Source organism: Rhodoferax sp. GT1R46 (assembly GCF_056521285.1).
On sequence record NZ_JBWMBC010000001.1, the window covers coordinates 462,678 to 488,226 of the forward strand.

Here is a 25,549-nt window from a genome sequence, read left to right on the forward strand (position 1 = left end):
GTCAAGCCGCTTTTTCGACGTGCGCCTGGCGGGTGTACAGAAAGTCAATCACGGCCTTGCGGTAGCCCAGGTACTGGGTGCTGTCGGCCAGCTCCACCCGCTTGCGGGGGCGGGGCAGATCCACCGATAGCACCTCGCCAATGGTGGCCGAGGGGCCGTTGGTCATCATCACGATCTTGTCGGACAGCAGCACGGCTTCGTCCACATCGTGGGTCACCATCACCACGGTGCTCTGGGTGCGGGCCACAATTTCCAGCAGTTCGTCCTGCAGCTTGGCGCGTGTCAGGGCGTCCAGCGCACCAAAGGGCTCGTCCATGAGCAGTACTTTGGGCTCCATGGCCAGCGCACGGGCAATGCCCACGCGCTGCTTCATGCCGCCCGAGATTTCGCCAGGGCGTTTCTGCGCGGCGGGTGTGAGGCCTACCAGCGCCAGTGCCGCGTCAGTGCGGGCCATCAGCTGGGCCTTGTTCTCTGCCGATGCACCGGTGCTTTTGGAGGCGGCGCCAAACACGCGTTCCACGCCCAGGTACACGTTCTCGAAGCAGGTGAGCCAGGGCAGCAGCGAGTGGTTCTGGAACACCACGGCGCGCTCGGGGCCGGGGCCAGCGATTTCGCGGTTGGCACACAGCAGCGCGCCGTGCGTCGGCATCGTCAGCCCGGCAATCAGGTTGAGCAGCGTGGACTTGCCGCAGCCCGAGTGGCCGATCAGCGCCACAAACTCGCCTTTGGCGATGGTCAGATTGATGTCGCGCAGTGCGCAAAACGGCCCTTTGCGGGTTTTGAAAGTCTGCTCGACGTTCTGGACTTCGATGAATTTGGTAGTGAGTGATTCGTTCATGATTTCACCTCTTCAAACGTAAATGCGGTTGCGACCTTGATCAACAGGTACTCCAGTACCAGTCCGACGATGCCAATCACGAAGATGGCGATGATGATGTTCTTGACGTTCAGGTTGTTCCACTCGTCCCACACCCAGAAGCCAATGCCCACGCCGCCGGTCAGCATCTCGGCGGCCACGATCACCAGCCATGCAGTGCCCACGGCCAGACGCACACCGGTAAGCATGTAGGGCAGCACGGCAGGGAAGAGGATCTTGGTAAAAATCTTCCACTCGCTCAGGTTGAGCACACGTGCCACGTTCATGTAGTCCTGTGGCACGCGTTGCACGCCAACCGCCGTGTTGATGATCATGGGCCAGATGCTGCAGATGAAAATGGTCCAGATGGCGGCCGGGTTGGCCCCCTTGAACACCAGCAGGCCAATCGGCAGCCAGGCCAGCGGTGAGACCGGGCGCAGCAGGCTGATCAGTGGGTTGAACATGCGGCCCAAAAAGTCAAAGCGCCCGATCACAAAGCCCGCAGGAATGCCCACCGCCGCGGCCAGGCCAAAACCCACCGCTACGCGCTCCAGCGACATCAGCACATTCCAGCCCACGCCCTGGTCGTTGGGGCCCTTGCGGTAGAACGGGTCAGCGAAGATGGTGAGTGCCTGCTTCCAGGTTTCCCAGGGGCTGGGAATGCTGCTGGAAGTGCTGATGCTCACCAGCGCCCAAATGCCAATCAGCAGGACCAGTCCGAGTACGGGCGGCAGCACGGCCAACACCAGACCGCGCCCGTCGAAGGATGGCTTGCCCGCGGGGGTCGTGACCGGAGTTTGCGCATCTTTCATGCCTGTAGCCCCCGTGGAATATGCGTTAGCAGCTTCTTTTTTGATAGCATGACTCTCTGCCGTAGCAGACAGGGGCGAGTGGAATACGGCGCTGACCATGGTGTTCTCCTAGTGGGCAAGTGTTCAGGCTTTGATCTTGAAACCGTCGGCGTACTTTTTCGGGTCCTTGCCGTCCCAGACCACGCCGTCCATCAGCTTGGCGCTGCGCATGGCGTCCTTCGGAATGGGCGTTTTGGCAGCGGTAGCGGCCTGCTTGTAGATGTCGATCTGGTTGATCTGTTTGGCCACAGCCAGGTAGTCAGGGTGTTCCTTGAGCAGGCCCCAGCGTTTTTGCTGGGTCAGGAACCACATGCCATCCGACAGGTAGGGGAAGTTGACGGTGCCTTCGTTGAAGAACTTCATGTGGTTGGCGTCGTCCCAGGTCTTGCCCATGCCGTTCTGGTAGCGGCCCAGAATGCGCTGGTTGATGGCGTCCACGCTGGTGTTGACATAGCTCTTGTCGGCAATGGTTTCTGCCATCTTGTTCTTGTTGGACAGGCTGGCGTCAATCCACTGGCCGGCTTCGATGATGGCGGCGGTCACGGCACGCGCGGTGTTGGGGTATTTCTTGACGAAGTCACCCGTGGTGCCCAGCACCTTTTCGGGGTGGTCTTTCCAGATGTCCTGCGTGGTGGTGGCAGTGACGCCAATGCCGTCAATGATGGCGCGGTGGTTCCAGGGCTCACCCACGCAAAAGCCGTCCATATTGCCGACACGCATGTTGGCCACCATCTGCGGTGGTGGCACCGTGATGACCTTGGCGTCGGTAATGGGGTTAATGCCATTGGCTGCCATCCAGTAGTACAGCCACATGGCGTGGGTGCCGGTGGGGAAGGTCTGGGCAAAGGTGTATTCACGCTTTTCGCGGGCCATCAGCTTGGCAAGGCCTGCACCGTCGACAGCGCCTTTGTCAGCCAGCTTTTTGGACAGCGTAATGGCCTGGCCATTCTGGTTGAGCGTCATCAGCACGGCCATGTCTTTCTTGGGGCCGCTGACCCCCAGGTGCACCCCGTAGATCAGACCGTAGAGCACATGGGCGAAATCCAGCTCGCCGTTGACCAGCTTGTCGCGCACGCCAGCCCAGGAGGCCTCTTTGCTGGGGATGATCTTGACGCCATACTTCTTGTCGATGCCCAGCACCGAGGCCATCACGACGCTGGCGCAGTCGGTCAGGGGAATGAAGCCAACCTTGACCTCGGTTTTCTCAGGGGCATCAGATCCTGCGGCATACACGGCGGCGCGCAGGGCGGGGTTGATGCCAATGGCACCCACCGCGGCGGTTTGCAGCACGGCGCGGCGGCTGAGTTTGGTTTTGAGAAGATCAGTCATGGCAAAGCTCCATCAGTTGCAAAAACAAAAAAAGGCGTCCGCACACAGCACGGCGCTTCATGGAAGCCAAGTGCTGGTGGGGACGCCTTTGTCCGGATTGACAGGCCTTGCCCGTCGTTGGGTAAAGCTTGTCAGTTGACCCTCAGTGGTCTTGTTGGGAGTGAAGCAATGAGCGTGCCAGGTTGCTGGACAGGTGATTTCTGAATGGACTGGATGCAATATGCTACTGTTTTTATAGCTGCATACGCAGTATTGACGAGGGCTAAGGCGGTTTTTTGTGCCGAACGATCACGGCATTGCAGCCGTTGGGCAGGGGCACTGAAATTGTGCGGCGCACCAAATGCAAGCCGCTTCGCCGGTCTGCTTCCGGTCCGGCCAGCCGGCATCCCCTGCGATCAGGTGGAAGGATGACTCAGAGCTGAAACGCCAGCAACCGGATCGATCCCTCGGCCAGCCCGCGCAATATGCCCGGCGGCTGCGAACGGTAGGGTATGGCGCCCATTCGCTGGTGATCGATCCAGTGTGCGAATCGCTGGACGTCCGTGGGGTCAAAAAATGCCACCATCATTTCGTAATTCAGAAACAGGCTGCGTTCGTCAATATTGGCCGAACCTGCCAAGGCCAGTTCATCATCAACAATGATGGCTTTGGCATGCATCATCCCGGGTGTCAGCCAGACGCGGGCACCCGCCGCCGACAGCTCGCGCAGGGCCGCGTGGCGCGCCATATCGGCCAGTCGATGGTTCGACCGCCGTGGCAAAACCAGGTCCACCGCGACCCCGCGACGTGCGGCCAGCGTGAGTGCCATCAACAGCGCCGCATCGGGTACGAAATAGGGTGTGATCGCCAGAATCCGGTTTTGTGCGGTGAAACAGCTCGATACCAGCAGCGCATGCAAGGTGTCGTCCGCTTGGTCCGGTCCGCTGGCGATGAATTGTGCTTGCGCCAGGCCGGCATCGATTGGAGGAGTGCGGGTTTCTGTTGCACTGCGCTGCGGGCTCTGGGTTGCGAACGCCCAGTCCAGATCGAACTGGCCCTGTGCCTGACGCGCCAGACCCCCGGCCAGGTCAAAACTCAAGTCGGTCCATGGAGCCTGCGGATGCTTTGCCAGCAAATCACCGACAAAGTATTCAGCCGCCAGGTTGCGGCCACCCGTCCACAGTCGCTCTCCATCAGCGATCACCATTTTGCGGTGATTGCGCAAGTTGGTGCGCCCGGGGAGTGGCGATCGCAGGGGCGAGACAAACCGTGCGACCTGGACGCCAGCCGCAGACAGCCGCTTCAGGTCCGGCCGTCCCCCCAGGTAAACGCCGACGCCGTCGATCAGCAGGCGAACCCGCACACCGGCCTGTGCCTGGCGCATCAGCATGCTGGCTATTTCGTCTCCCAAGGCGTCCCGGCCCAGAAGAAAGGTGCATAGGTCCAGGGTACGGGTGGATCCTTGCATCACCTCCCGAAGTGCTTGCAGGGCCTGCTGACCGTTTTCGTGAATGCGCAGTGGTTGATAGGTCGACGCGGCTGTTACCCCCATCGCGGCAGCGAGTTGCTGGAAATTGGCGGCCGGGGTGTTGAGCCGTCGACCCGCCAGCGGCAAAACGGTCGCGTGCCGCAGTAGCAGGTCGCGAGGAATCTTTCGGCTGCCAAACAGGAGGTAGAGCGGAAGCGCCAGATAGGGCAGCAGTGCCAGCGAAACGACCCAGGCAATGGCTGCGGATGGATGTCGGCGCTGACGCCGGGAGTGCGATGCGACAACGTAGATGGTGAGACCGAAGATCACCAGAACGCTGTGCAACGTCAGCCAGTGGATGCCGGGCATTTCAGAGGCTAAAGTGTTCCCTTAGACGGCTAAAGCCAACGCCCGTGCTGGGGCATCTGGATGGTTGTTTCAGGGCTGCTTGTGATGACGAAAGATCCCATCACGATACTGAGCAGGCCGATAAACATGCTGGCAAAGAACGCAGTCCAGAAGCCGGAGACCTTGAAGCCCCTGACGAGCCACGCGACCAGCAAAATCATCAAGGCATTGATGACCAGTACAAACAGACCAAACGTCAACAAGGTCAACGGCAGGGTGAGAACGATGAGCAGCGGCTTGATGATGGCGTTGGCAAAGCCGAGCAGTAGCGCCGAGACGATGAGTGACGCAGTGTCGTCAAACTTCAGACCCTTGAAAATATGACTGGCGGCCCAGAGAGAGACCGCCGTAATGGCCCAGTGCAGCAAGAAGGGTGAAATATTTTCCATTCGGCTGATCCTAGCCCAGCAGGTCCGCCACGTCCAGCATGCGCTGGGCAACATCCACAATCTTGAGGTTCTTGTCCATGGCCGTCTTACGCAGCTTGGAGTAGGCCGCTTCTTCGGTGAGCTGCTGGCGCTCCATCAGCAGGACCTTGGCGCGGTCTATGACTTTGCGGTCCCTGAGTTCAGCACTGAGCTCGTTGAGTTCGCTGCGCGTGGTGGCCAGTTCGGCCCGCAAGGCCTGCTCGTGCTGGAAACGCGCCAGCGCCACGTCCAGAATGGGGCGAATGCGGTCTGCTGAAAGACCCGCCACGATGTAGGCCGACACGCCTGCGGCAACGGCGGCCCGTGCATTGGATGTGTCATTGTCATTGGTGAACATGACGATGGGGCGGCGCGCATCGCGGGTGGCCATCACGACATGTTCCAGTGCGTCGCGGGCCTCGCTCTCTGCATCCACAATGATCAGGTCGGGTTGCAGCTGAGCCAGGCGTTCAGTCAAGAATACGTCAGCGGGCAGGGAAGCAACCAGGTTGAATCCGCTTTCCAGCAAACCAATACGCAGGCTGCGTGAGCGCTCGGCCTGGTCGAGGGCGTGGGTGTCTTGCGGGTCATGAATGGCCAGGTCAGCAGAAATAACAACAATGCGCAACGCTTCGTTCATGTGGATAGTGGATGCAAAAATCAAGCCAATTTTAAGGGTCTGCCATCGCTATTGTGCTTGGGTAAACTCCATGCCCTATGGTGAACAACATGCTGGTGCTGGGAATTGAGTCGTCTTGCGATGAGACAGGGGTGGCCCTGGTGCAAACCCACGACCGTGGTGTGCCCACCTTGCTGTCCCATGCGCTGTATAGCCAGATTGAGATGCACCAGGCTTTTGGCGGCGTGGTTCCGGAACTTGCCAGCCGCGACCATATTCGCCGGGTGCTGCCGCTGACGCAAGAGGTGTTGACGGCGGCAGACCGAACACTGGCGGATGTGGATGTGGTCGCCTACACCCGGGGTCCGGGTCTGGCGGGTGCCTTGCTGGTCGGTGCCGGTGTGGCGTGTGCGCTGGGTGCAGCCTTGGGCAAGCCGGTGCTGGGTGTGCACCATCTTGAGGGGCACCTGCTTTCGCCCTTTCTGAGTGAAGACCCCCCCCAATTCCCTTTTGTGGCCCTGCTGGTTTCCGGTGGGCATACCCAGTTGATGCGGGTGGACGGGGTAGGGCGTTACGAACTGTTGGGTGAAACGATCGATGATGCCGCTGGCGAGGCTTTTGACAAGTCGGCCAAGCTCATGGGGCTGGGTTATCCGGGCGGGCCCGCGTTGGCCCGCATGGCCGAAGAGGGCAATCCGAAGGCGTTCGCCTTACCGCGGCCCTTGTTGCACAGTGGCAATCTCGATTTTTCATTTGCCGGGCTCAAGACCGCCGTGCTGGTGCAGGCCCAGCGCATGGTGGTGGCGCACGCCACTGCCGGTGCGCCCGTGGAGCAAACGACGCCCAGCACAGCTGCGGGTTTTGAGAAGCTGCCACTCGCCGCACGCTGTGATCTGGCCGCATCTACGCAGGCGGCCATTGTGGACGTGCTGATCAAAAAATCACTGATTGCGTTGAAGCAAACCGGTTTGAAGCGCTTGGTGGTGGCTGGCGGAGTGGGGGCCAACCGGAGTCTGCGAGAACAACTCAACGCCGAGTGCGCCAAACGCAACATCCGGGTGCATTACCCGGAGTTGCATTTGTGCACCGACAACGGCGCCATGATTGCCATGGCGGCTGCCATGCGCCTGCAGAGTGGTCTGCAGGAAGCGACCACAAGCTACGCATTTGATGTCAAGCCGCGCTGGCCGTTGCAGTCGCTGGGTCAGTGAATCGCCAGTTCGGTGGCGGTGCTGACGGGCACTTTTTTGACCAGCTTCAGGCTCAGAACGCCGTTTTCGAGTTTGGCAGCGCTCTGCGCAGTGTCGATGTCTTGCGGCAGCTCGTATGCGGCTTTGTAGCTGCGGGGCGCACCTTCTTTACTGGTAATGCGAACAATGGCGCCCTCAATGGCGATGTTCAATTGGTCTTTGGCGATGCCGGGCACATCCAGTGTCAGGTTGAACGCAGTCTCATCCTGGGTGTATGCGCAGGCACGGTTGCTGGTGGAGCGCAGCGCATCATCCATGAAGCGCTCCAGCGTTCGGCCGGGGTTGGCATAGGCTTGGCGGCGAATCTGGGGCTGGGCGGTCGTAGCAAAAAACATGGAGGTACTCCTAGTACACTGCGCGGCTCTCACAGCGAGCGCCGCATGCACCTAAGCTGCGCCTCATCCCTCTCATTTCAAGAGAAATATCTGCATGTTTATTCTTTCACGTTGGGCCTTGAAATCGTGTGCTGCGGCGCTATGTGTCGCACCCTTGTTGCTGTCTACCGTGCGGGCCGAAGCCCCTCCCGCAACGATCAAGCTGGCCCTGATTGAGGGCTTGAGCGGGCCCAATGCCAATGCGGGTGAAGCGGTTTTTCGCAACATCGTGTGGGCAGTTGAGCGCGTCAATGCGCGCGGCGGTGTCAAGCTGTCTGCAGCCGCAGGCGGCAACCAGCTGATGGCGCTGGAACGCTATGACAGCAAGGGTCAGAGCGAGGAAGCACTTTCAGCATTGCGATCGGCCATCGACAACGGGGTGCGCATTGTTTTGCAGGGCAACTCCTCCGCCAACGCGGCGGCATTGATCGACGCCATCAATAAGCACAACGAGCGCGATCCTGCCCGACGTGTCCTCTTCCTGAATTACTCGGCCGTTGACCCGTCACTGACCAACGAGAAATGCAGCTTCTGGCATTTCCGGTTTGATGCCCACGCCGATATGCGCATGGCGGCACTCATGGATGTCATCAAGGACGACAAGGCGATAAAAAGCGTCTATCTGATCGGGCAAGACTACAGCTTTGGCCAGGGCGTTTTGCGCGAGGCAAGGCGCCAGTTGGCTCTGCAGCGCCCGGATGTGCAAATTGTGGGTGACGAGTTGCACCCCATGGCGCGGGTAAAAGACTTTTTGCCCTATACCACCAAGATCAAGGCCAGCGGCGCGCAGGCGGTTATCACCGGGAATTGGGGCAATGACCTGACCTTGTTGATCAAAGCGGCCAAGGACGTCGGATTTGAAGGCAAGTTCTACACGTTTTACGGCAACGCGCTGGGCGCACAGGCCGCGATTGGGGATGCAGGCATTGGCAAAGTGGTGGCCGTGGCGGAGTGGTTGCCCAATGTGCAGACCGCTGGCAGTGAAGCGTTTTACCGTTCATTCCGCGCCCGCTACCCTCAGCCAGCGGACGACTATGTCCACATGCGCATGCAGCTGATGATTGAATCACTGGCGCAGGCGGTCGAGAGCGCGGGTCAACGGGGTGGCGTCACCGCGAACCATGCTATTGATTTGGTAGCGGTCGGCGCACAGTTGGAGAGGGCTAACGTCACATTGGGTGGGCAAACGGGTGTTATGCGGGCCTCCGACCACCAGTTTCAGCAGCCACTGGTGGTGGGCGTCATGGAGCGCCAGGGTGCGCCCGGCGTCAAATTTGATGTGGAAGGCTCGGGCTACGGATTTCGGGTGATCAAGACCATTGCGCCCGTGGCGGCGGAGCAGCCCACCACCTGCAAAATGCAGCGTCCTTGAACCGCTTGCGTGGGCCGTTGGGCGCGTCTTCCAAGCCCACGCTATAATCGAGCGGCTTTGCATTCGGCAAGGCGCACGCCCAAAGCAGTTCCAGCATTGGGCGCAAGTTCAGAAACCGGAGCCTGCAGCCCCGCTTGCAAGCCCAAAAAGTACAGGAAATTGAAATGATCGCTTCCAGCATCAAAGCATCTGTTGTCAAAGACAACCAGCGCAGCCCAACCGATACCGGCAGTCCTGAAGTGCAAGTTGCACTGTTGACCGCCCGCATCAATGAACTCATGCCCCACTTCAAGACCCACGCAAAAGACCACCATGGTCGTCGCGGTCTGGTGCGCATGGTCAACACGCGCAAAAGCCTGTTGACATACCTGAACCGTGTTGACCACGACCGTTACGTGGCACTGATCGCGAAACTGGGTCTGCGTAAGTAAGCGTTAAAGCGAATGACAGACGCCTGAGTTAGTTCACTAGCTCAGGCGTTTTTTACTTCGGAGACGGCAAAAGCAGAGCGAAGCTGTGTCATTCCAGAGGAATTGGGTCTAGAAAACGATCAATTTTCTGGATTTCTCTGGAATGGCATCGTGTTCTGTGTTGCAGCCTCTGGGCTCGGGTGAGGTGGCCTGCACCTCCCAAACTCAATGGAGATTACAGATGAGCATTTTCAATAAAGTTACCAAGACCTTCCAATGGGGCCAAAACACGGTCACCATGGAAACCGGCGAAATCGCCCGCCAGTCCACCGGCGCCGTGCTGCTGGATATGGATGGCACCGTGGTGCTGGCCACTGTGGTCGCCAAGACTGAAGGCAAGGCTGGTCAGGATTTCTTCCCGTTGACGGTTGACTATCTGGAAAAGACCTACGCCGCAGGCAAGATCCCCGGCAGCTTTTTCAAGCGCGAAGGCCGCCCCAGCGAGTTTGAAACACTCACTAGCCGTCTGATCGACCGCCCCATTCGTCCGCTGTTCCCTGAAGGTTTCTTCAACGAGGTGCACGTTGTGGTGCACACCGTGTCGCTGAATCCTGAAGTGGATGCCGACATTGCTGCCCTGATCGCGGTCAGCGCTGCGCTGTCCATCAGCGGAATCCCATTCAACGGCCCTATTGGTGCGGCGCGCGTGGGCTACGTTAATGGCGAGTATGTTTTGAATCCGGGTCAGACCGCACGCAAAGATTCCATCCTGGATCTGGTCGTTGCCGGTACCGAAGCTGCCGTGTTGATGGTGGAGTCGGAAGCGCAGCAACTGTCCGAAGAAATTATGTTGGGCGCTGTGGTGTTTGGCCATGAGCAAGGCAACATCGCCATCAACGCCATCCATGAACTGGTGCGTGACGCGGGCAAGCCCGTGTGGGACTGGAAAGCACCTGCAAAAGATGAAGTGCTGATCGCCAAAGTGGGCGCACTCGCTCAGGAAAAGCTGGCCGCTGCTTATCAGATCCGCAACAAACAGGCGCGCACCAAGGCGACGCGTGAAGTGACGACCTGGACCAAGATGGGTCTGAAGGCTGAAGGCGTTGAGTTTGACAGCGTGGCGGTGGACGGCATGCTGTTCGACATCGAAGCCAAGATTGTTCGCGGCCAGATTCTGGCAGGCGAGCCCCGCATTGACGGCCGCGACACCCGCACCGTGCGTGCCATTGAAATTCGCAACAGCGTGTTGCCCCGTACCCACGGTTCTGCCTTGTTCACCCGTGGTGAAACACAGGCTTTGGTCGTCACCACACTGGGCACCGAGCGCGATGCGCAGCGTATTGACGCCCTGTCGGGCGAGTACGAAGACCGCTTCATGCTGCACTACAACATGCCTCCGTTCGCCACCGGCGAAACGGGCCGTGTCGGTACCCCCAAGCGCCGTGAAATCGGCCATGGCCGTCTGGCGAAGCGCGCGCTGATTGCGGTGCTGCCAAGCAAGGAAGAATTCCCGTACACCATGCGGGTCGTGTCGGAAATCACCGAGTCCAACGGCTCCTCGTCGATGGCTTCGGTCTGCGGCGGCTGCCTGTCCCTGATGGACGCTGGCGTTCCCATGAAAGCGCACGTGGCGGGTATTGCCATGGGCCTGATCAAGGAAGACAACCGCTTCGCGGTACTGACCGACATTCTGGGTGACGAAGACCACCTGGGCGACATGGACTTCAAGGTAGCCGGTACCACCAACGGGATTACCGCGCTGCAGATGGACATCAAGATCCAGGGCATCACCAAGGAAATCATGCAGGTCGCTCTGGCCCAGGCCAAAGAAGCGCGCATGCACATTCTGGGCAAGATGCAGGAAGCCATGGCCGAAGCCAAGACCGAAGTTTCCACTTTTGCACCGCGTCTGTTCACCATGAAGATCAACCCCGAGAAGATCCGTGACGTGATCGGCAAGGGTGGCTCCGTGATCCGTGCGTTGACCGAAGAGACCGGCACGCAGATCAACATCGACGAAGACGGCACGATCACCATCGCATCGGCTGACCCAGCCAAGGCGGAAGAAGCCAAGCGCCGCATCGAGCAGATCACGGCTGAAGTGGAAATTGGCAAGGTCTACGAAGGCCCGATCACCAAGATTCTGGACTTCGGCGCACTGGTTAACCTGCTGCCAGGCAAAGACGGCTTGCTGCACATCAGCCAGATCGCCCATGAGCGCGTCGAGAAGGTTTCCGACTACCTGTCGGAAGGTCAGATCGTCAAGGTCAAGGTGATGGAAACCGACGAAAAAGGTCGTATCAAGTTGTCCATGAAAGCCCTGATGGACCGTCCTGCCCAGTCTTCGGATCAAGGTTGATTTAATACTACTGCTAGTAAATCGATAGCTGCACATGCAGCGGCGGCGGGGGCTATCGGTTGAATATGCTATGAACGTTATTGAAATTGCATCCTTTGGCGGGCCGGAAGTTCTGCGTCTGGGACAGCGTCCTGTGCCTGTCGCGGGTCCAGGCGAGGTTCTTATTCGCGTTAGCGCCAGCGGCGTCAATCGTCCTGATGTCTTGCAGCGATCAGGACTTTATCCGGCGCCTCCGGGCGCGTCGGATATTCTCGGACTCGAAATCGCAGGCATCATTGCTGCTGGCGATGCCGGGGCCCTGAAGCATGCCAATCTCCAGGTGGGTGACCGGGTGTGTGCCTTGGTTGCGGGTGGTGGGTACGCGGAGTTCTGCGTCGCACCCGTGGCTCAGTGCCTGCCGGTACCGGGTGGACTGAGTGACATTGAGGCGGCCTCGTTGCCGGAAACTTTTTTCACCGTCTGGAGCAATGTTTTTGACCGGGGACGCCTGCAAAGCGGCGAAACACTGCTGATTCAGGGTGGCTCCAGCGGCATCGGCGTGACGGCAATTCAGCTGGCCAAAGCCTTTGGTGCGACCGTGATTGTGACTGCTGGCAGTGATGCCAAATGCCAAGCCTGCCTGGCCTTGGGAGCGGATCACGCCATCAACTATAAAACGCAGGACTTCCAGAGCGAGGTTTTGCGCCTGACGGATGGCCGTGGTGTGAATGTGGTGCTGGATATGGTGGCTGGTGACTACATCGCCAAGGAGCTGGCTTGTATGGCAGAAGATGGCCGCCTGGTCATCATTGCCGTGCAGGGTGGCGTTCAGGGCGAGATCAACGCGGGTCTGGTGATGCGCAAGCGTCTGACCCTCACGGGATCCACGTTGCGACCGCGACCGATTGCGTTCAAGCAAGCGATTGCCCAGGCCTGTTTGCAGCGCGTTTGGCCATTGATTGCCGCAGGCCGCATCAAGCCGGTGGTGCACAGTGTGTTCAACGCGCAGGATGCGGAACATGCCAGTGGTAGTGGCGCGTCGCGTGCCCATGCCTTGATGGAATCCAACCAGCATGTAGGCAAGATTGTTTTGACTTGGGGTACAGCATGAAGAAAAAACTGATTGCAGGTAACTGGAAGATGAACGGCTCCATGGCAGCCAACGAAACGCTGGTGCAGGCGCTCATAGCTGGATCTGCAAACTGGAAGTGCCTGGTTGCGGTTTGTGTACCCGCGCCCTATTTGGCGCAGGTACAGCGACTGGCCTCCGGTAGCGGAATCGACCTGGGTGCTCAGGATGTCTCCCAGCACGCTTTCGGTGCATTTACAGGCGAAGTCTCCGCAGAGATGCTGCGAGAGTTCGGTGCCCGGTATGCCATTGTCGGGCATTCGGAGCGTCGTCAGTACCACGGTGAAACCGATGTGGTGGTGGCTGCAAAGGCGCAAAGTGCACTGGCCGCCGGCATCACTCCCATCGTTTGCGTAGGTGAGACACTGGCTGAGCGTGAGGCAGGTCATACCGAAGAGGTTGTCAAGCGCCAACTCGCCGCCGTTATCCATACCAACGGGCATTGCATCAGTGAGATCGTCGTGGCTTATGAGCCGGTTTGGGCGATTGGGACCGGCAAGACGGCCTCACCTGAAGAAGCACAGCAGGTGCATGCGGTGTTGCGTGGTCAGTTGCGTGCGGCAACTGCACAGGCCGACCGCGTCCACATTATTTATGGCGGCAGCATGAACGCTGCCAATGCGGCCCAATTGCTGGGTCAGGCAGACATCGATGGCGGCCTGGTCGGGGGCGCGTCCCTCAAGGCCGCCGATTTTTTATCCATCATCGCAGCAGCCCGCTAACCGGTAGTTGCGGCTGATTTTCAATTAGGAGTTAAGAATGAACATTGTGTTGACGATTATTTTGACGGTTCAGATGCTTGCGGCACTGTCCATGATTGGCCTGATCCTGGTGCAACACGGCAAGGGTGCAGACATGGGAGCCGCCTTTGGTAGCGGCGGTTCTGGCAGTCTGTTTGGTGCGAGCGGAAGCGCAAACTTTCTGTCGCGCACGACGGCCGTTCTGGCAACGATATTTTTTATATCCACTCTGGCGCTGGCGTATTTTGGTAACTTGCGTCCGGTGTCTTCGGGCAGTGTTCTGGAGGGTGCAGCCGCAGTTGCTCCACTCGTAGCTGAAGCAGCGTCAGCGCCTGCGGTCCCGGCTTCAGGTGCCGCGCAGATTCCTGCAAAATAATTGCTGTTTTAATTGCCCCTTCTCGCCCGGGAAGGGATGAAATTCAGGGTAAACTCTAAGGCATTCTGGAAGGCAAATAACCGCGAGGTTCCTCACGCTATCCAGAAAATGAGAACCGCGGTCGTGGTGAAATTGGTAGACACGCTATCTTGAGGGGGTAGTGGCGAAAGCTGTGCGAGTTCGAGTCTCGCCGACCGCACCAGACAATTGTGTTTGCTCAGGGTTGACCTTGGGTAACCACACACAGTGATCAGAATCTCAAGATGAACCTCGATCAGTATCTACCCGTTCTTTTGTTCATCTTGGTCGGCGTTGCGATTGGCGTAGTCCCGCAAGTGCTCGGCTACATCTTGGGTCCCAACCGACCTGATGCGGCAAAAAACTCCCCCTATGAGTGTGGCTTTGAGGCGTTTGAAGATGCTCGGATGAAGTTCGACGTACGCTATTACTTGGTTGCTATTTTGTTCATCTTGTTCGATCTGGAGACTGCCTTTTTGTTTCCGTGGGCTGTAACGCTCAAGGAGACCGGCTTTTTCGGTTTCTTGATCGGTGTCGAGTTTGTCGGTGTGCTTACCCTCGGTTTTGCCTATATGTGGCAAAAGGGCGCCTTGGACTGGGAGTAATGTAATGATTGAAGGTGTTCTTAAAGAGGGCTTCGTCACCACCAGTTACGACTCGGTGATGAATTGGGCAAAGACCGGCTCCATTTGGCCCATGACTTTTGGGTTGGCATGTTGTGCTGTAGAAATGATGCACGCTGCGGCCGCGCGCTACGACTTGAGTCGTTTTGGTTCAGAGGTATTCCGGGCCAGTCCCCGTCAGTCGGATTTGATGATTGTTGCGGGCACACTGTGCAACAAAATGGCTCCCGCACTGCGCAAGGTCTACGACCAGATGTCGGAGCCCCGTTGGGTGATCAGCATGGGCTCGTGTGCCAACGGTGGTGGTTACTATCACTACAGCTATTCCGTGGTTCGCGGTTGTGATCGCATTGTGCCGGTGGATGTCTATGTTCCCGGTTGTCCTCCGACTGCTGAGGCTCTGGTCTACGGTATTTTGCAGTTGCAGCAGAAGATTCGCCGTACTGAAACCATCGCGCGGGCGTGAGAGAGGGGTTATGACGTTATTTGCAATATCCCCTGAGGTGACTCGTGATGCCGTACAGGCTGCTCTGGGTGACAAAGTCAAGCGGATCTCCGTTAAGTTGGGGGAAGTTTGTGTCGAGGTTGGTGCCGCGGATTACCATGTATCGGCCTTGGCTTTGCGTGACACTCCGGGTTGCCAGTTTGAGCAACTGATGGATCTGTGTGGCGTTGACTATTCTGAGTACAGGGATGGAGCCTATGAAGGTTCGCGTTTTTGTGTGGTCAGTCACCTGCTGTCTATCGCGTTAAACCAGCGCGTGCGATTGAAGGTGTTTGCGACGGATGATGCAATGCCAGTGTTGGCGTCTGTGACAGATATCTGGAACTCTGCCGACTGGTTTGAGCGGGAAGCGTTTGATCTTTTTGGTATCGTTTTCGACGGTCACAACGATTTGCGCCGAATTCTGACGGACTATGGGTTCATCGGTCATCCCTTTCGCAAGGATTTTCCGACCACGGGGCATGTGGAAATGCGTTATGACGCGGAGCAGGCGCGTGTCATCTATCAACCGGTCACCATCGAGGCGCGCGAAATTACGCCGCGCATCATCCGTGAAGACAACTACGGGGGCTTGCAGTGAGCGGTTTGATTCATGGCTGAGATAAAGAACTACACCCTTAATTTTGGGCCGCAGCATCCTGCTGCACACGGCGTGTTGCGGTTGGTGCTCGAGCTTGATGGAGAGGTCATCCAGCGTGCTGATCCGCACATCGGTCTTTTGCACCGTGCCACTGAAAAGTTGGCGGAGAGTAAGACCTATATTCAGGCCCTGCCTTACATGGATCGCCTGGATTATGTGTCCATGATGTGTAACGAGCACGCTTACTGCCTGGCTATTGAAAAGTTGCTGGGTATTGAGGTACCAGTGCGTGCTCAGTACATCCGGGTGATGTTTGCTGAAATTACGCGCTTGCTCAACCACCTGATGTGGCTGGGATCACACGGCAATGATTGCGGTAGCTCGACGATTCTGATCTACACATTTCGCGAGCGCGAAGATCTGTTTGACATGTATGAGGCGGCTAGCGGCGCGCGCATGCACGCTGCCTATTTCCGACCAGGTGGTGTGTATCGCGATCTGCCGGACAGCATGCCTCAGTACAAGGCAAGTCGTGTGCGCAACGCCAAAGGTGTGGCAGAACTCAATAGCAATCGCCAGGGTTCTATGCTGGATTTCATTGATGATTTCTCGCAGCGGTTTCCCGCTTGTCTGGATGAATATCACACCTTGCTGACGGACAACCGCATCTGGAAGCAGCGGACGGTCAACATCGGTGTTGTAACGCCTGAACGCGCGTTGAACCTGGGATTTTCTGGCCCGATGCTGCGGGGGTCTGGTATTGCATGGGATTTGCGCAAGAAGCAGCCGTATGACGTTTACGATCAGATGGACTTTGATATTCCCGTCGGTAAAACGGGCGATGTCTATGACCGCTACCTCGTGCGTATGGAAGAGATGAAGCAGTCCAATCGCATCATCAAGCAGTGTGTCGATTGGCTCCGGGTCAATCCTGGTCCGGTCATTACAGACAATCACAAAGTGGCGGCGCCGTCACGGGAATCCATGAAGACCAACATGGAAGAGCTGATTCACCATTTCAAGCTCTTTACGGAAGGATTTCATGTGCCAGAAGGTGAAGCCTACGCCGCCGTCGAGCATCCCAAGGGTGAGTTTGGTATCTACATCGTTAGCGATGGGGCCAATAAGCCGTACCGTTTAAAAATTCGCCCACCAGGATTTGCCCATCTGGCAAGTCTGAATGAAATGGCTAGTGGACACATGATTGCCGATGCGGTGTCAATCATTGGCACTATGGACATTGTTTTTGGAGAGATTGACCGATGATCTCTGACGCTACAAAAGTGCGCTTCGCCAAGGAAGTGGCCAAGTATCCTGCCGATCAGGCGCAGTCTGCTGTTATGGCTTGCCTGGCAATCGTTCAGCAGGAGTTGGGTCATGTCAGCACCGACAGCGAGCAACAGATTGCCGACTACCTCGGCATGGCAGCCATTGCTGTGCACGAGGTGACTACGTTTTACAACATGTACAACCAGCAACCTGTTGGGAAGTACAAGCTCAATGTTTGCACCAACCTGCCGTGCCAGTTGCGCGATGGCGTCAAGACATTGCGGTACTTGGAGCAGAAGCTGGGTATCTCCATGGGTGAGACCACGCCAGACGGCATGTTCACGCTGCAACAAAGCGAATGTCTGGGTGCGTGTGCAGACTCCCCTGTGTTGTTGGTGAATGACCGTTCCATGTGCAGTTTCATGTCGCCAGAGAAACTGGATCAACTGGTGGATGGACTGCGTGCGGTAGGAGACAAGGCATGAACGTGAACAACATCCTGTCGCAGTTTCAGGCCACCGGTGTTCAAACCTGTTTCCATGATCGACACATCAAGCCGCAAATCTATGCGGGGTTGAATGGCGCTAACTGGCGCCTTAAAGACTACGAAACGCGTGGTGGATACCAGGCTTTGCGCAAAATCCTGGGTAAGGATGGCGCGCCTGAAAGTGAGGCAGGCGTTGTGGGTATGACGCAGGACCAGGTGATTGCCACCGTCAAGGAGTCTGCGTTACGTGGACGCGGTGGCGCCGGGTTTCCAACCGGATTGAAGTGGAGCTTCATGCCACGCCAGTTCCCGGGTCAAAAGTATCTGGTGTGCAATTCGGATGAAGGCGAGCCGGGAACCTGTAAAGACCGCGATATTCTGGAATTCAATCCGCACATCGTTATCGAAGGCATGGTCATTGCGGCCTATGCAATGGGAATTACGGTTGGATACAACTATATCCACGGCGAGATTTTTTCTGCATACGACCGTTTCGAAGAAGCGCTGGAAGAGGCCCGTGCAGCGGGTTTGCTGGGAAACAACATCCTTGGCAGTAACTTCAGCTTCCAGTTGCATGCTGCGCACGGGTTTGGTGCCTATATTTGCGGTGAAGAGACTGCGCTTCTGGAGTCATTGGAGGGCAAGAAGGGTCAGCCCCGTTTCAAACCACCGTTTCCTGCCAGTTTTGGTTTGTACGGAAAGCCCACCACGATCAACAATACCGAGACGTTTGCCGCCGTGCCGTGGATCATTCGCAATGGTGGACAGGCGTATCTGGAATGTGGCAAGCCCAATAATGGGGGCACCAAAATCTACTCCATAAGTGGTGACGTAGAGCGTCCCGGGAATTATGAAATTCCCATGGGAACCCCGTTTGCCACTTTACTGGAGTTGGCTGGTGGTGTACGCGCCGGTCGCCAATTGAAAGCGGTAATACCTGGTGGTTCGTCTTCTCCGATTTTGCCGGCAGCCATCATGATGGAATGCACGATGGATTACGACTCCATTGCCAAGGCGGGTTCCATGCTCGGTTCAGGCGCCGTCATCGTGCTGGATGACAGCCGTTGCATGGTGAAGAGCTTGCAGCGCTTGAGCTATTTCTACATGCATGAGTCGTGTGGGCAATGCACGCCATGCCGTGAAGGCACGGGGTGGTTGTCCCGGGTTGTGGATCGAATTGAGAACGGACAGGGGCGTGAAAGCGATCTGGCCTTGCTGGATAACGTGGCCGAAAACATCCAGGGCCGCACCATATGCGCCCTGGGCGACGCGGCGGCCATGCCGGTGCGCGCCATGATCAAGCATTTCAGACACGAATTTGAATACCACGTTGAGCACAAGACCTGCATGGTCCCAGCCTACGTTTGAGCGAGTCCCAAGATGATTGAAATCGAACTCGACGGCAAGAAGGTTGACATTGTTGAAGGCAGCATGATCATGCACGCTGCAGACAAGGCCGGTACCTACATCCCGCATTTCTGCTACCACAAGAAGTTGAGCATTGCAGCAAATTGCCGCATGTGCCTGGTGGACGTGGAAAAGATGCCAAAACCAATGCCGGCCTGTGCAACACCTGTCACGCAGGGCATGATTGTTCGCACCAAAAGCGACAAGGCCATTAAGGCGCAAAAATCAGTAATGGAGTTCTTGCTGATCAATCATCCGCTTGATTGCCCTATTTGCGACCAGGGCGGTGAGTGCCAGTTGCAGGATTTGGCGGTCGGATATGGTGGTTCCACTTCACGATACGAAGAAGAGAAGCGCGTGGTGTTTCACAAGGATGCGGGCCCGCTCGTTTCCATGGAAGAAATGAGTCGTTGCATCCACTGCACCCGTTGTGTACGTTTTGGACAAGAAATCGCAGGCGTGATGGAGTTGGGCATGTCCCATCGCGGGGAGCATGCCGAAATTGAAACATTTGTTGGTCACTCGATTGACTCGGAACTCTCGGGCAACATGATCGATATCTGCCCCGTCGGTGCCTTAACCAGTAAGCCTTTCCGCTACAGCGCCCGAACATGGGAGTTGTCGCGTCGCAAGTCGGTGAGCCCCCATGATTCGACCGGCGCGAATTTGATTGTGCAGGTCAAGAACAACAAGGTCATGCGTGTGGTGCCGCTGGAAAATGAAGCGGTCAATGAGTGCTGGATTGCGGATCGGGACCGTTTTTCGTATGAAGCGCTCAACAGTGATGAGCGCCTCACAACACCCATGCTCAAGCAGGGCGGTGAATGGAAGAGCGTCGATTGGCAAACCGCGTTGGAGTATGTGGCCAATGGACTGAAGAGCATCAAGTCCAATCACGGAGCGGCCGCCATCGGCGCTTTGGTGAGTCCTCACAGCACGCTTGAAGAGCTTTACTTGGCAGGATCTTTGGTGCGCGGCATGGGCAGTGAAAACATCGACTACCGTTTGCGCAACGCGGAGTTTGACTCCGCTACCGGGGCCCGTTATCTGGGTATGTCTGTCGCGGCGCTGTCAGAATTGCAGCGCGTTTTGATCGTTGGCTCAAATTTGCGCAAAGACCATCCCCTGTTTGCACAACGCGTTCGTCAAGCGGGCCGGCTGGGTTGCGCAGTGAATGTGGTTAGCGCGGCAGCGGTGGACTGGGCAATGCCCATTGCCAATAGCCTGCAGACCCCATCAACAAGCTGGGTTCAGGCTCTTGCGGATATCGCTGCGGCGGTGGCGATTGAAAAGGGTGTGTCGCCACCGGCGACCGGAACCGCCACAGCCGTCGCTCAAGCCATTGCAAAGTCGCTCCTGAGTGGCGAGCGCAAAGCCATTTTGCTCGGCAATGCTGCAGCCCATCACGAGAAGGCGTCCAGCCTGCTTTCGTTGGCGAACTGGATCGGTGAGCAGGTCAGCGCCACCGTCGGGTACCTTACAGAGGCATCTAACACGGTCGGCGCTCAATTGGCAGCTGCTGTGCCTGGCAAGAATGGTTTGAATGCCGGGCAGATGTTGTCTGGGGGTTTGAAGGCAGCGATTCTTCTCAATAACGAGCCTGAGTTTGACTCAGCACTGGGTGTGCAGGCTGTGAAGTCCTTAGGGCGTTGCGAGATGGTTGTCACCTTGAGCCCGTTCAAAGCCAATATGCAGTTCAGCGATGTTCTGCTTCCGATTGCTCCATTCACCGAGACTTCTGGAACATTTGTGAATGCCGAGGGGCGTGCACAGAGCTTCCATGCGGTGGTTAAGCCCTTGGGGGACACCCGTCCCGCATGGAAGGTCTTGCGGGTTTTAGCCAACATGCTGGATGTACCGGGGATGGCGTACGAGTCTTCGCAAGAAGTCTTGGAACACATGCACACCAAGGGCGATGGTGGTCCCGCAACAGCGCCCGAGAAACGATTGAGCAATGCCTGTCAGGTTTCTGTGGATCTCACGGTTTGTGCTGGAGAGCCTGCGGTCGCTGGTATTTACCAACTCGATGGCATCGTGCGCCGTGCGTCGTCTTTGCAATTGACGGCAGATGCACGTGCGCAAACGAATGTCTCATCAGGTGAGGGGGTATTGTCATGATTGACGCGTTTTATAACGCTGGCGTCGGGCTGGTTGCGGCTGCATGGTGGACCGGGGTTGTCTGGCCCGTCCTGTGGACATTGATCAAGATCGTGGTCGTGGTTTTACCCTTGATGGGCGCAGTAGCCTATTTGACCTTGTGGGAACGAAAGTTTCTGGGCTGGATTCAGGTTCGTATAGGCCCTAATCGCGTGGGTCCCTGGGGGCTTTTGCAGCCTATCGCGGATGCTTTAAAGCTGTTGACGAAAGAGATTCTGGTTCCGGCAGCTGCCAATAAGGGCCTGTTTTTTATTGGCCCGGTATTGACCATCATGCCCGCTATGGCGGCATGGGTTGTTATTCCTTTTGGGCCGGATGTGGCACTTGCAAATGTCAATGCTGGCCTGCTGTTTGTGATGGCTATCACTTCCATGGAAGTTTACGGCGTCGTAATTTCGGGGTGGGCATCCAACTCCAAGTACGCTTTTCTGGGCGCACTGCGGGCGTCTGCGCAGATGGTCAGCTATGAAATCGCAATGGGCTTTTGCCTGATTGTGGTCCTGATGGTATCTGCAAGCATGAATATGACGGACATCGTCACGGGTCAGGGCAAAGGATATTTTGCCCACATGGGCCTGAACTTCCTGTCCTGGAACTGGTTACCCCTGTTGCCCATCTTTGTGGTGTATGTCATCTCGGGTATGGCCGAAACGAACCGCCACCCTTTTGACGTTGTTGAGGGCGAAGCCGAAATCGTTGCCGGACATATGGTCGAGTATTCGGGTATGTCCTACGCAATGTTTTATCTCGCGGAGTACGCCAACATGTGGCTCGTGTCCATTTTGGCTGCGATCATGTTCCTCGGTGGATGGATTTCGCCTATCGACAGTGAGCTGGTGAATTGGATCCCTGGCTGGATCTGGTTGGGTCTCAAAACCTGTGCAGTCGTGAGCTTGTTCATTTGGGTTCGGGCGACTTTCCCACGTTTCCGTTACGACCAGATCATGCGTTTGGGCTGGAAGGTTTTTATTCCGGTTACCCTCGTCTGGCTGGTCGTAGTGGGCGCGTGGATGCAGACTTCCTTCAATATCTGGAAGTAGGGAAATTCGACCATGTCTACAAACACTGTGACCCGTATGCCTTCTGCGTTTTCAATCAAGGACTTTCTCTACAGCTTCCTGCTGGTGGAGTTGCTCAAAGGCCTGGCGCTGACAGGACGTTATGCGTTTCGCCGAAAGGTGACAGTCCAATTTCCTGAAGAAAAGACGCCGCTATCGCCCCGGTTTCGTGGTCTGCATGCCCTGCGCCGCTATGAAAATGGTGAAGAACGTTGTATTGCCTGCAAGTTGTGTGAGGCAGTCTGCCCCGCGATGGCTATCACCATCGAATCAGACGTCAGGGAAGACGGTTCCCGTCGCACTACCCGTTACGACATCGATCTGACCAAGTGTATTTTTTGCGGATTCTGCGAAGAGAGTTGTCCCGTGGACTCCATTGTGGAAACGCACATCCTTGAGTACCACGGTGAGAAACGGGGTGATTTGTATTTCACCAAGGACATGCTGTTGGCGGTGGGCGACCGTTACGAGAGCGAGATCGCAGCCAGCAAGCAGGCTGATGCCAAATACCGCTGATCCGTCGCAAGAAAGAATTTGAATCATGAGTGTCACGACCGGTCTGTTTTACGCGTTTTCAGCGGTGTTGCTGTTTGCTGCGTTTCGCGTCATAACAGCGCGCAATCCTGTGCACGCTGCCCTGTTTTTAGTATTGACCTTCTTTCAGGCAGCCATGATCTGGATGCTGTTGAAAGCGGAGTTTTTGTCTATCACCCTCGTATTGGTCTACGTTGGGGCGGTTATGGTGCTTTTCTTGTTTGTCGTGATGATGATGGACATCAATGTGGAAAATTTGCGCATTGGTTTCTGGAATCATTTTCCTCTCGCTGCCGTCGTTGGTGTGGTCATCGCGCTTGAAATGGCGGGCGTGCTGATGGGTGGATTCCGGGTAGTGGATGACCCCCGCATCGTTGTGGGTGTTGCACCCGGGATGACGCAAGTCTCTAACACGCAGGAGCTTGGTAAGTTGTTGTACACCCAGTACATCTACCCGCTTGAAGTGGCAGCTGCAATTTTGCTGGTTGCAATGATCGCCGCTATTGCATTGACCTTACGGGCTCGAAAAGACAGCAAGTACGTCAGCCCTGGTGATCAGGTGAAGGTAAAAGCCCGTGACCGAATGACCGTTCTCAAGATGGGGGCGACCCAGGCTGCCGTGGCTGAGCCTGCCGCAGCGGTATCTGAAGGGGAGAAAAAAGCATGACTTTGACACTAGGACACTTCTTGTCGCTGGGAGCAATGCTCTTTGCATTGTCGGTGGTTGGTATCTTTTTGAATCGACGCAATCTCATCGTGTTGCTGATGGCTATTGAGCTGATGCTGCTTGCCGTCAACACGAACTTTGTGGCTTTTTCTTATTACCTGCATGACATGCAGGGTCAGATATTTGTGTTTTTTATATTGACAGTTGCTGCGGCTGAGTCGGCTATTGGATTAGCCATTCTGGTGCTTCTGTTTCGCAACAAGTCCAGCATCAGTGTGGACGAACTCAATACGCTCAAGGGTTAATCAAGATGAGTCAAACCCTTTCTGCTTCAACGCTGCTGATCGTCCCTTTGGCCCCGCTGCTGGGGTCGGTACTGGCTGGCGTGTTTGGGACCCAATTCGGGGGTAACTGGATTGGACGACGTCTGAGTCATTCGTTGACCATCCTCGGTGTTCTGGTTGCCTTCATCGTGTCGGCAATGACCTTGAAATCAGTGGCGCTTGACGGGGCCCGGTTCAATGAGACCCTCTATACCTGGATGGTCGTTGGTGGTCTCAAAATGGAAGTGGGCTTTTTGGTGGACGGTTTGACCGCCATGATGATGTGTGTGGTGACCTTTGTGTCCCTGATGGTTCACCTCTACACCATCGGCTACATGGAAGAGGACGAAGGGTATAACCGCTTCTTTTCCTATATCTCCCTATTCACTTTCTCGATGTTGATGCTGGTCATGAGCAACAACATGCTGCAGTTGTTTTTCGGGTGGGAAGCGGTAGGACTCGTGTCTTACCTGCTGATCGGATTCTGGTTCAACAAGCCGACAGCCATTTTTGCCAACATGAAGGCCTTCCTTGTCAATCGGGTGGGCGATTTTGGATTCATCCTTGGTATCGGATTGATTGCTGCATTTGCAGGAACGCTGAATTACACGGAGGCTTTTGCGAAGGCTGCAGAGCTAGCCCAAATGAGTTTCCCTGGTACTGACTGGATGTTGGTGACCGTGATTTGTATTTGCTTGTTTATTGGCGCCATGGGCAAGTCGGCGCAGTTTCCGTTGCACGTCTGGTTACCGGACTCGATGGAAGGCCCCACGCCTATCTCTGCATTGATTCATGCCGCAACCATGGTGACGGCAGGTATTTTTATGGTGGCACGTATGTCGCCATTGTTTGAACTCAGCGATACGGCACTGAACTTCATTCTGATCATTGGGTCGATCACAGCGCTTTTCATGGGCTTTTTGGGAATTATCCAGAATGACATCAAGCGCGTAGTTGCCTATTCGACACTTTCCCAGTTGGGCTACATGACGGTGGCACTCGGCGCGTCCGCGTACTCGGTGGCCGTTTTCCACCTGATGACGCACGCCTTCTTTAAGGCCTTGTTGTTCCTTGCGGCTGGCTCCGTCATTATGGGCGTTCACCATAACCAGGACATCCGCTGGATGGGTGGTCTGAAGAAGTACATGCCCATTACCTGGATTACCTCCCTACTGGGCTCCCTTGCGCTCATTGGCACGCCACTGTTCTCCGGGTTCTATTCGAAAGACAGCATCATTGAAGCGGTTCACGAAAGCCATTTGCCTGCTGCTGGTTTCGCATCCTTCGCGGTGCTTGCGGGCGTGTTTGTAACGGCGTTCTATTCGTTTCGCATGTATTTTCTGGTGTTCCATGGCAAGGAGCGTTTCGATCAGAACCCCGATGTGCACCACCACCATGATGACCATGGTCATCACGACGCACATGACGGGCCACACGAGTCCCCTTGGGTGGTTACGGTGCCACTGATTCTTCTCGCGATTCCGTCGGTGGTAATTGGTTACCTGACCATCGGCCCCATGCTGTTTGGTGACTTCTTTAAAGATGCGATTTTCGTGAACCTGGAAAAGCATCCAGCCATGGAAGAATTGGCCCATGTTTTCCACGGTCCGCTTCAGATGGCAGTGCATGCTTTCACCAGCTTGCCCCTTTGGCTTGCGGTGTCAGGCGTGGCGACGGCGTACTACATGTACATGGTCAATCCTGCGTTGCCGACCGCGATCAAGCGCAATGCGATGCCCCTTTTCACGCTGTTGGAAAATAAATACTACCTCGACTGGTTCAATGAAAACGTCCTTGCGCGAGGAGCGCGCGCTCTGGGTATGGGCCTATGGAAAGTTGGAGACCAGGCGATCATTGATGGAACCCTGGTCAACGGATCATGGAAGTTGGTGGGCTGGGTTTCAGGCGTAGTGCGCAAGGTGCAGACTGGCTATCTCTACCACTACGCGCTTGCCATGATCTTGGGCATTTTTGTGCTCATGACGTATTTTGTCTGGCTCAAGTAGGAGAAAAAG

At 56.5% G+C, this 25,549-nt stretch carries 26 protein-coding genes and 1 tRNA gene; 20 read left to right on the forward strand and 7 right to left on the reverse strand.

Annotated features, from left to right (window positions below):
* Position 1 precedes the first annotated feature (1 nt).
* From AC097W_RS02240 to AC097W_RS02265, 6 genes are all read right to left on the reverse strand, one after another.
* Entirely contained in the window at positions 2-838 is an 837-nt protein-coding gene (locus AC097W_RS02240; RefSeq protein ID WP_479600645.1) for an ABC transporter ATP-binding protein, read from the reverse strand.
* Complete coding sequence (ntrB, locus tag AC097W_RS02245; protein ID WP_479600647.1) at positions 835-1,767, reverse strand: nitrate ABC transporter permease; 933 nt, start codon at positions 1,765-1,767, stop codon at positions 835-837. The genes AC097W_RS02240 and ntrB overlap by 4 nt, the downstream gene beginning before the upstream one ends.
* Positions 1,768-1,791: 24 nt before the next feature.
* Positions 1,792-3,036: a CmpA/NrtA family ABC transporter substrate-binding protein gene (locus AC097W_RS02250; protein WP_479600651.1), complete on the reverse strand. Its 1,245-nt coding sequence runs from the start codon at positions 3,034-3,036 to the stop codon at positions 1,792-1,794.
* 412 nt (positions 3,037-3,448) lie between these two features.
* Complete coding sequence (locus AC097W_RS02255) at positions 3,449-4,852, reverse strand: phospholipase D-like domain-containing protein (protein ID WP_479600655.1); 1,404 nt, start codon at positions 4,850-4,852, stop codon at positions 3,449-3,451.
* 29 nt (positions 4,853-4,881) lie between these two features.
* A complete protein-coding gene (locus AC097W_RS02260; protein WP_479600658.1) occupies positions 4,882-5,280 on the reverse strand; it encodes a phage holin family protein in 399 nt (132 codons plus the stop codon).
* A gap of 10 nt (positions 5,281-5,290) precedes the next feature.
* Positions 5,291-5,938: an ANTAR domain-containing response regulator gene (locus tag AC097W_RS02265; RefSeq protein WP_479600662.1), complete on the reverse strand. Its 648-nt coding sequence runs from the start codon at positions 5,936-5,938 to the stop codon at positions 5,291-5,293.
* A gap of 89 nt (positions 5,939-6,027) precedes the next feature.
* Here AC097W_RS02265 and tsaD point away from each other — a divergent pair, with 89 nt between their 5' ends.
* A complete protein-coding gene (tsaD, locus tag AC097W_RS02270; RefSeq protein WP_479601280.1) occupies positions 6,028-7,128 on the forward strand; it encodes a tRNA (adenosine(37)-N6)-threonylcarbamoyltransferase complex transferase subunit TsaD in 1,101 nt (366 codons plus the stop codon).
* On the opposite strand, the gene AC097W_RS02275 is transcribed toward tsaD, so the two are convergent.
* Positions 7,122-7,502: an Hsp20/alpha crystallin family protein gene (locus tag AC097W_RS02275; protein WP_479600666.1), complete on the reverse strand. Its 381-nt coding sequence runs from the start codon at positions 7,500-7,502 to the stop codon at positions 7,122-7,124. The genes tsaD and AC097W_RS02275 overlap by 7 nt on opposite strands.
* 94 nt (positions 7,503-7,596) lie before the next feature.
* On the opposite strand from AC097W_RS02275, the gene AC097W_RS02280 reads away from it, so the two are divergent.
* The 19 genes from AC097W_RS02280 (at position 7,597) to nuoL (ending at position 25,540) form a co-directional block, all read left to right on the forward strand.
* Positions 7,597-8,913 (forward strand): branched-chain amino acid ABC transporter substrate-binding protein, encoded by a 1,317-nt coding sequence (locus AC097W_RS02280; protein ID WP_479600668.1) that lies wholly within the window; start codon positions 7,597-7,599, stop codon positions 8,911-8,913.
* 164 nt (positions 8,914-9,077) lie between these two features.
* Entirely contained in the window at positions 9,078-9,344 is a 267-nt protein-coding gene (gene rpsO, locus AC097W_RS02285) for a 30S ribosomal protein S15 (protein WP_479600670.1), read from the forward strand.
* 220 nt (positions 9,345-9,564) lie between these two features.
* A complete protein-coding gene (pnp, locus tag AC097W_RS02290; RefSeq protein ID WP_479600673.1) occupies positions 9,565-11,682 on the forward strand; it encodes a polyribonucleotide nucleotidyltransferase in 2,118 nt (705 codons plus the stop codon).
* Between the two features lie 70 nt (positions 11,683-11,752).
* Complete coding sequence (locus AC097W_RS02295) at positions 11,753-12,772, forward strand: NAD(P)H-quinone oxidoreductase (protein ID WP_479600676.1); 1,020 nt, start codon at positions 11,753-11,755, stop codon at positions 12,770-12,772.
* Complete coding sequence (gene tpiA / locus AC097W_RS02300) at positions 12,769-13,512, forward strand: triose-phosphate isomerase (protein ID WP_479600678.1); 744 nt, start codon at positions 12,769-12,771, stop codon at positions 13,510-13,512. Before AC097W_RS02295 ends, tpiA begins: the two co-directional genes overlap by 4 nt.
* A gap of 37 nt (positions 13,513-13,549) precedes the next feature.
* Entirely contained in the window at positions 13,550-13,906 is a 357-nt protein-coding gene (gene secG / locus AC097W_RS02305; protein WP_479600680.1) for a preprotein translocase subunit SecG, read from the forward strand.
* Positions 13,907-14,023: 117 nt separating this feature from the next.
* A tRNA-Leu gene (locus tag AC097W_RS02310) sits at positions 14,024-14,108 on the forward strand.
* Between the two features lie 61 nt (positions 14,109-14,169).
* Complete coding sequence (locus tag AC097W_RS02315; RefSeq protein ID WP_479600682.1) at positions 14,170-14,529, forward strand: NADH-quinone oxidoreductase subunit A; 360 nt, start codon at positions 14,170-14,172, stop codon at positions 14,527-14,529.
* 4 nt (positions 14,530-14,533) lie between these two features.
* Complete coding sequence (locus tag AC097W_RS02320; protein ID WP_094478019.1) at positions 14,534-15,013, forward strand: NuoB/complex I 20 kDa subunit family protein; 480 nt, start codon at positions 14,534-14,536, stop codon at positions 15,011-15,013.
* Between the two features lie 10 nt (positions 15,014-15,023).
* A complete protein-coding gene (locus AC097W_RS02325; RefSeq protein WP_479600684.1) occupies positions 15,024-15,632 on the forward strand; it encodes an NADH-quinone oxidoreductase subunit C in 609 nt (202 codons plus the stop codon).
* A gap of 12 nt (positions 15,633-15,644) precedes the next feature.
* Positions 15,645-16,898: an NADH-quinone oxidoreductase subunit D gene (locus tag AC097W_RS02330; RefSeq protein ID WP_479600686.1), complete on the forward strand. Its 1,254-nt coding sequence runs from the start codon at positions 15,645-15,647 to the stop codon at positions 16,896-16,898.
* Positions 16,895-17,386 (forward strand): NADH-quinone oxidoreductase subunit NuoE, encoded by a 492-nt coding sequence (gene nuoE / locus AC097W_RS02335; RefSeq protein ID WP_479600689.1) that lies wholly within the window; start codon positions 16,895-16,897, stop codon positions 17,384-17,386. Before AC097W_RS02330 ends, nuoE begins: the two co-directional genes overlap by 4 nt.
* Complete coding sequence (gene nuoF / locus AC097W_RS02340; RefSeq protein ID WP_479600691.1) at positions 17,383-18,756, forward strand: NADH-quinone oxidoreductase subunit NuoF; 1,374 nt, start codon at positions 17,383-17,385, stop codon at positions 18,754-18,756. Before nuoE ends, nuoF begins: the two co-directional genes overlap by 4 nt.
* A gap of 12 nt (positions 18,757-18,768) precedes the next feature.
* A complete protein-coding gene (gene nuoG / locus AC097W_RS02345; RefSeq protein ID WP_479600694.1) occupies positions 18,769-20,913 on the forward strand; it encodes an NADH-quinone oxidoreductase subunit NuoG in 2,145 nt (714 codons plus the stop codon).
* Positions 20,910-21,992, forward strand: a complete 1,083-nt coding sequence (gene nuoH / locus AC097W_RS02350) for an NADH-quinone oxidoreductase subunit NuoH (protein WP_479600697.1) — start codon at positions 20,910-20,912, stop codon at positions 21,990-21,992. The genes nuoG and nuoH overlap by 4 nt, the downstream gene beginning before the upstream one ends.
* Before the next feature lie 36 nt (positions 21,993-22,028).
* On the forward strand, positions 22,029-22,526 hold the full coding sequence (gene nuoI, locus AC097W_RS02355; protein ID WP_479601281.1) for an NADH-quinone oxidoreductase subunit NuoI: 498 nt from the start codon (positions 22,029-22,031) through the stop codon (positions 22,524-22,526).
* Positions 22,527-22,551: 25 nt separating this feature from the next.
* Positions 22,552-23,211, forward strand: a complete 660-nt coding sequence (locus AC097W_RS02360) for an NADH-quinone oxidoreductase subunit J (RefSeq protein WP_479600700.1) — start codon at positions 22,552-22,554, stop codon at positions 23,209-23,211.
* Positions 23,208-23,516 carry an NADH-quinone oxidoreductase subunit NuoK gene (nuoK, locus tag AC097W_RS02365; protein WP_479600703.1) on the forward strand — a complete coding sequence of 103 codons (309 nt, stop codon included), beginning with the start codon at positions 23,208-23,210 and terminating at the stop codon, positions 23,514-23,516. The genes AC097W_RS02360 and nuoK overlap by 4 nt, the downstream gene beginning before the upstream one ends.
* 5 nt (positions 23,517-23,521) lie before the next feature.
* Positions 23,522-25,540 (forward strand): NADH-quinone oxidoreductase subunit L, encoded by a 2,019-nt coding sequence (gene nuoL / locus AC097W_RS02370; protein ID WP_479600707.1) that lies wholly within the window; start codon positions 23,522-23,524, stop codon positions 25,538-25,540.
* The last annotated feature ends 9 nt before the right edge of the window (positions 25,541-25,549 follow it).

What these genes read in the sequence shown, in the direction of transcription:
- AC097W_RS02240 (WP_479600645.1), bottom strand. Translation starts at nt 838, where the DNA reads ATGAACGAATCACTCACTACCAAATTCATCGAAGTCCAGAACGTCGAG.
- ntrB (WP_479600647.1), bottom strand. Translation starts at nt 1,767, where the DNA reads ATGGTCAGCGCCGTATTCCACTCGCCCCTGTCTGCTACGGCAGAGAGT.
- AC097W_RS02250 (WP_479600651.1), bottom strand. Translation starts at nt 3,036, where the DNA reads ATGACTGATCTTCTCAAAACCAAACTCAGCCGCCGCGCCGTGCTGCAA.
- AC097W_RS02255 (WP_479600655.1), bottom strand. Translation starts at nt 4,852, where the DNA reads ATGCCCGGCATCCACTGGCTGACGTTGCACAGCGTTCTGGTGATCTTC.
- AC097W_RS02260 (WP_479600658.1), bottom strand. Translation starts at nt 5,280, where the DNA reads ATGGAAAATATTTCACCCTTCTTGCTGCACTGGGCCATTACGGCGGTC.
- AC097W_RS02265 (WP_479600662.1), bottom strand. Translation starts at nt 5,938, where the DNA reads ATGAACGAAGCGTTGCGCATTGTTGTTATTTCTGCTGACCTGGCCATT.
- tsaD (WP_479601280.1), top strand. Translation starts at nt 6,028, where the DNA reads ATGCTGGTGCTGGGAATTGAGTCGTCTTGCGATGAGACAGGGGTGGCC.
- AC097W_RS02275 (WP_479600666.1), bottom strand. Translation starts at nt 7,502, where the DNA reads ATGTTTTTTGCTACGACCGCCCAGCCCCAGATTCGCCGCCAAGCCTAT.
- AC097W_RS02280 (WP_479600668.1), top strand. Translation starts at nt 7,597, where the DNA reads ATGTTTATTCTTTCACGTTGGGCCTTGAAATCGTGTGCTGCGGCGCTA.
- rpsO (WP_479600670.1), top strand. Translation starts at nt 9,078, where the DNA reads ATGATCGCTTCCAGCATCAAAGCATCTGTTGTCAAAGACAACCAGCGC.
- pnp (WP_479600673.1), top strand. Translation starts at nt 9,565, where the DNA reads ATGAGCATTTTCAATAAAGTTACCAAGACCTTCCAATGGGGCCAAAAC.
- AC097W_RS02295 (WP_479600676.1), top strand. Translation starts at nt 11,753, where the DNA reads ATGAACGTTATTGAAATTGCATCCTTTGGCGGGCCGGAAGTTCTGCGT.
- tpiA (WP_479600678.1), top strand. Translation starts at nt 12,769, where the DNA reads ATGAAGAAAAAACTGATTGCAGGTAACTGGAAGATGAACGGCTCCATG.
- secG (WP_479600680.1), top strand. Translation starts at nt 13,550, where the DNA reads ATGAACATTGTGTTGACGATTATTTTGACGGTTCAGATGCTTGCGGCA.
- AC097W_RS02315 (WP_479600682.1), top strand. Translation starts at nt 14,170, where the DNA reads ATGAACCTCGATCAGTATCTACCCGTTCTTTTGTTCATCTTGGTCGGC.
- AC097W_RS02320 (WP_094478019.1), top strand. Translation starts at nt 14,534, where the DNA reads ATGATTGAAGGTGTTCTTAAAGAGGGCTTCGTCACCACCAGTTACGAC.
- AC097W_RS02325 (WP_479600684.1), top strand. Translation starts at nt 15,024, where the DNA reads ATGACGTTATTTGCAATATCCCCTGAGGTGACTCGTGATGCCGTACAG.
- AC097W_RS02330 (WP_479600686.1), top strand. Translation starts at nt 15,645, where the DNA reads ATGGCTGAGATAAAGAACTACACCCTTAATTTTGGGCCGCAGCATCCT.
- nuoE (WP_479600689.1), top strand. Translation starts at nt 16,895, where the DNA reads ATGATCTCTGACGCTACAAAAGTGCGCTTCGCCAAGGAAGTGGCCAAG.
- nuoF (WP_479600691.1), top strand. Translation starts at nt 17,383, where the DNA reads ATGAACGTGAACAACATCCTGTCGCAGTTTCAGGCCACCGGTGTTCAA.
- nuoG (WP_479600694.1), top strand. Translation starts at nt 18,769, where the DNA reads ATGATTGAAATCGAACTCGACGGCAAGAAGGTTGACATTGTTGAAGGC.
- nuoH (WP_479600697.1), top strand. Translation starts at nt 20,910, where the DNA reads ATGATTGACGCGTTTTATAACGCTGGCGTCGGGCTGGTTGCGGCTGCA.
- nuoI (WP_479601281.1), top strand. Translation starts at nt 22,029, where the DNA reads ATGCCTTCTGCGTTTTCAATCAAGGACTTTCTCTACAGCTTCCTGCTG.
- AC097W_RS02360 (WP_479600700.1), top strand. Translation starts at nt 22,552, where the DNA reads ATGAGTGTCACGACCGGTCTGTTTTACGCGTTTTCAGCGGTGTTGCTG.
- nuoK (WP_479600703.1), top strand. Translation starts at nt 23,208, where the DNA reads ATGACTTTGACACTAGGACACTTCTTGTCGCTGGGAGCAATGCTCTTT.
- nuoL (WP_479600707.1), top strand. Translation starts at nt 23,522, where the DNA reads ATGAGTCAAACCCTTTCTGCTTCAACGCTGCTGATCGTCCCTTTGGCC.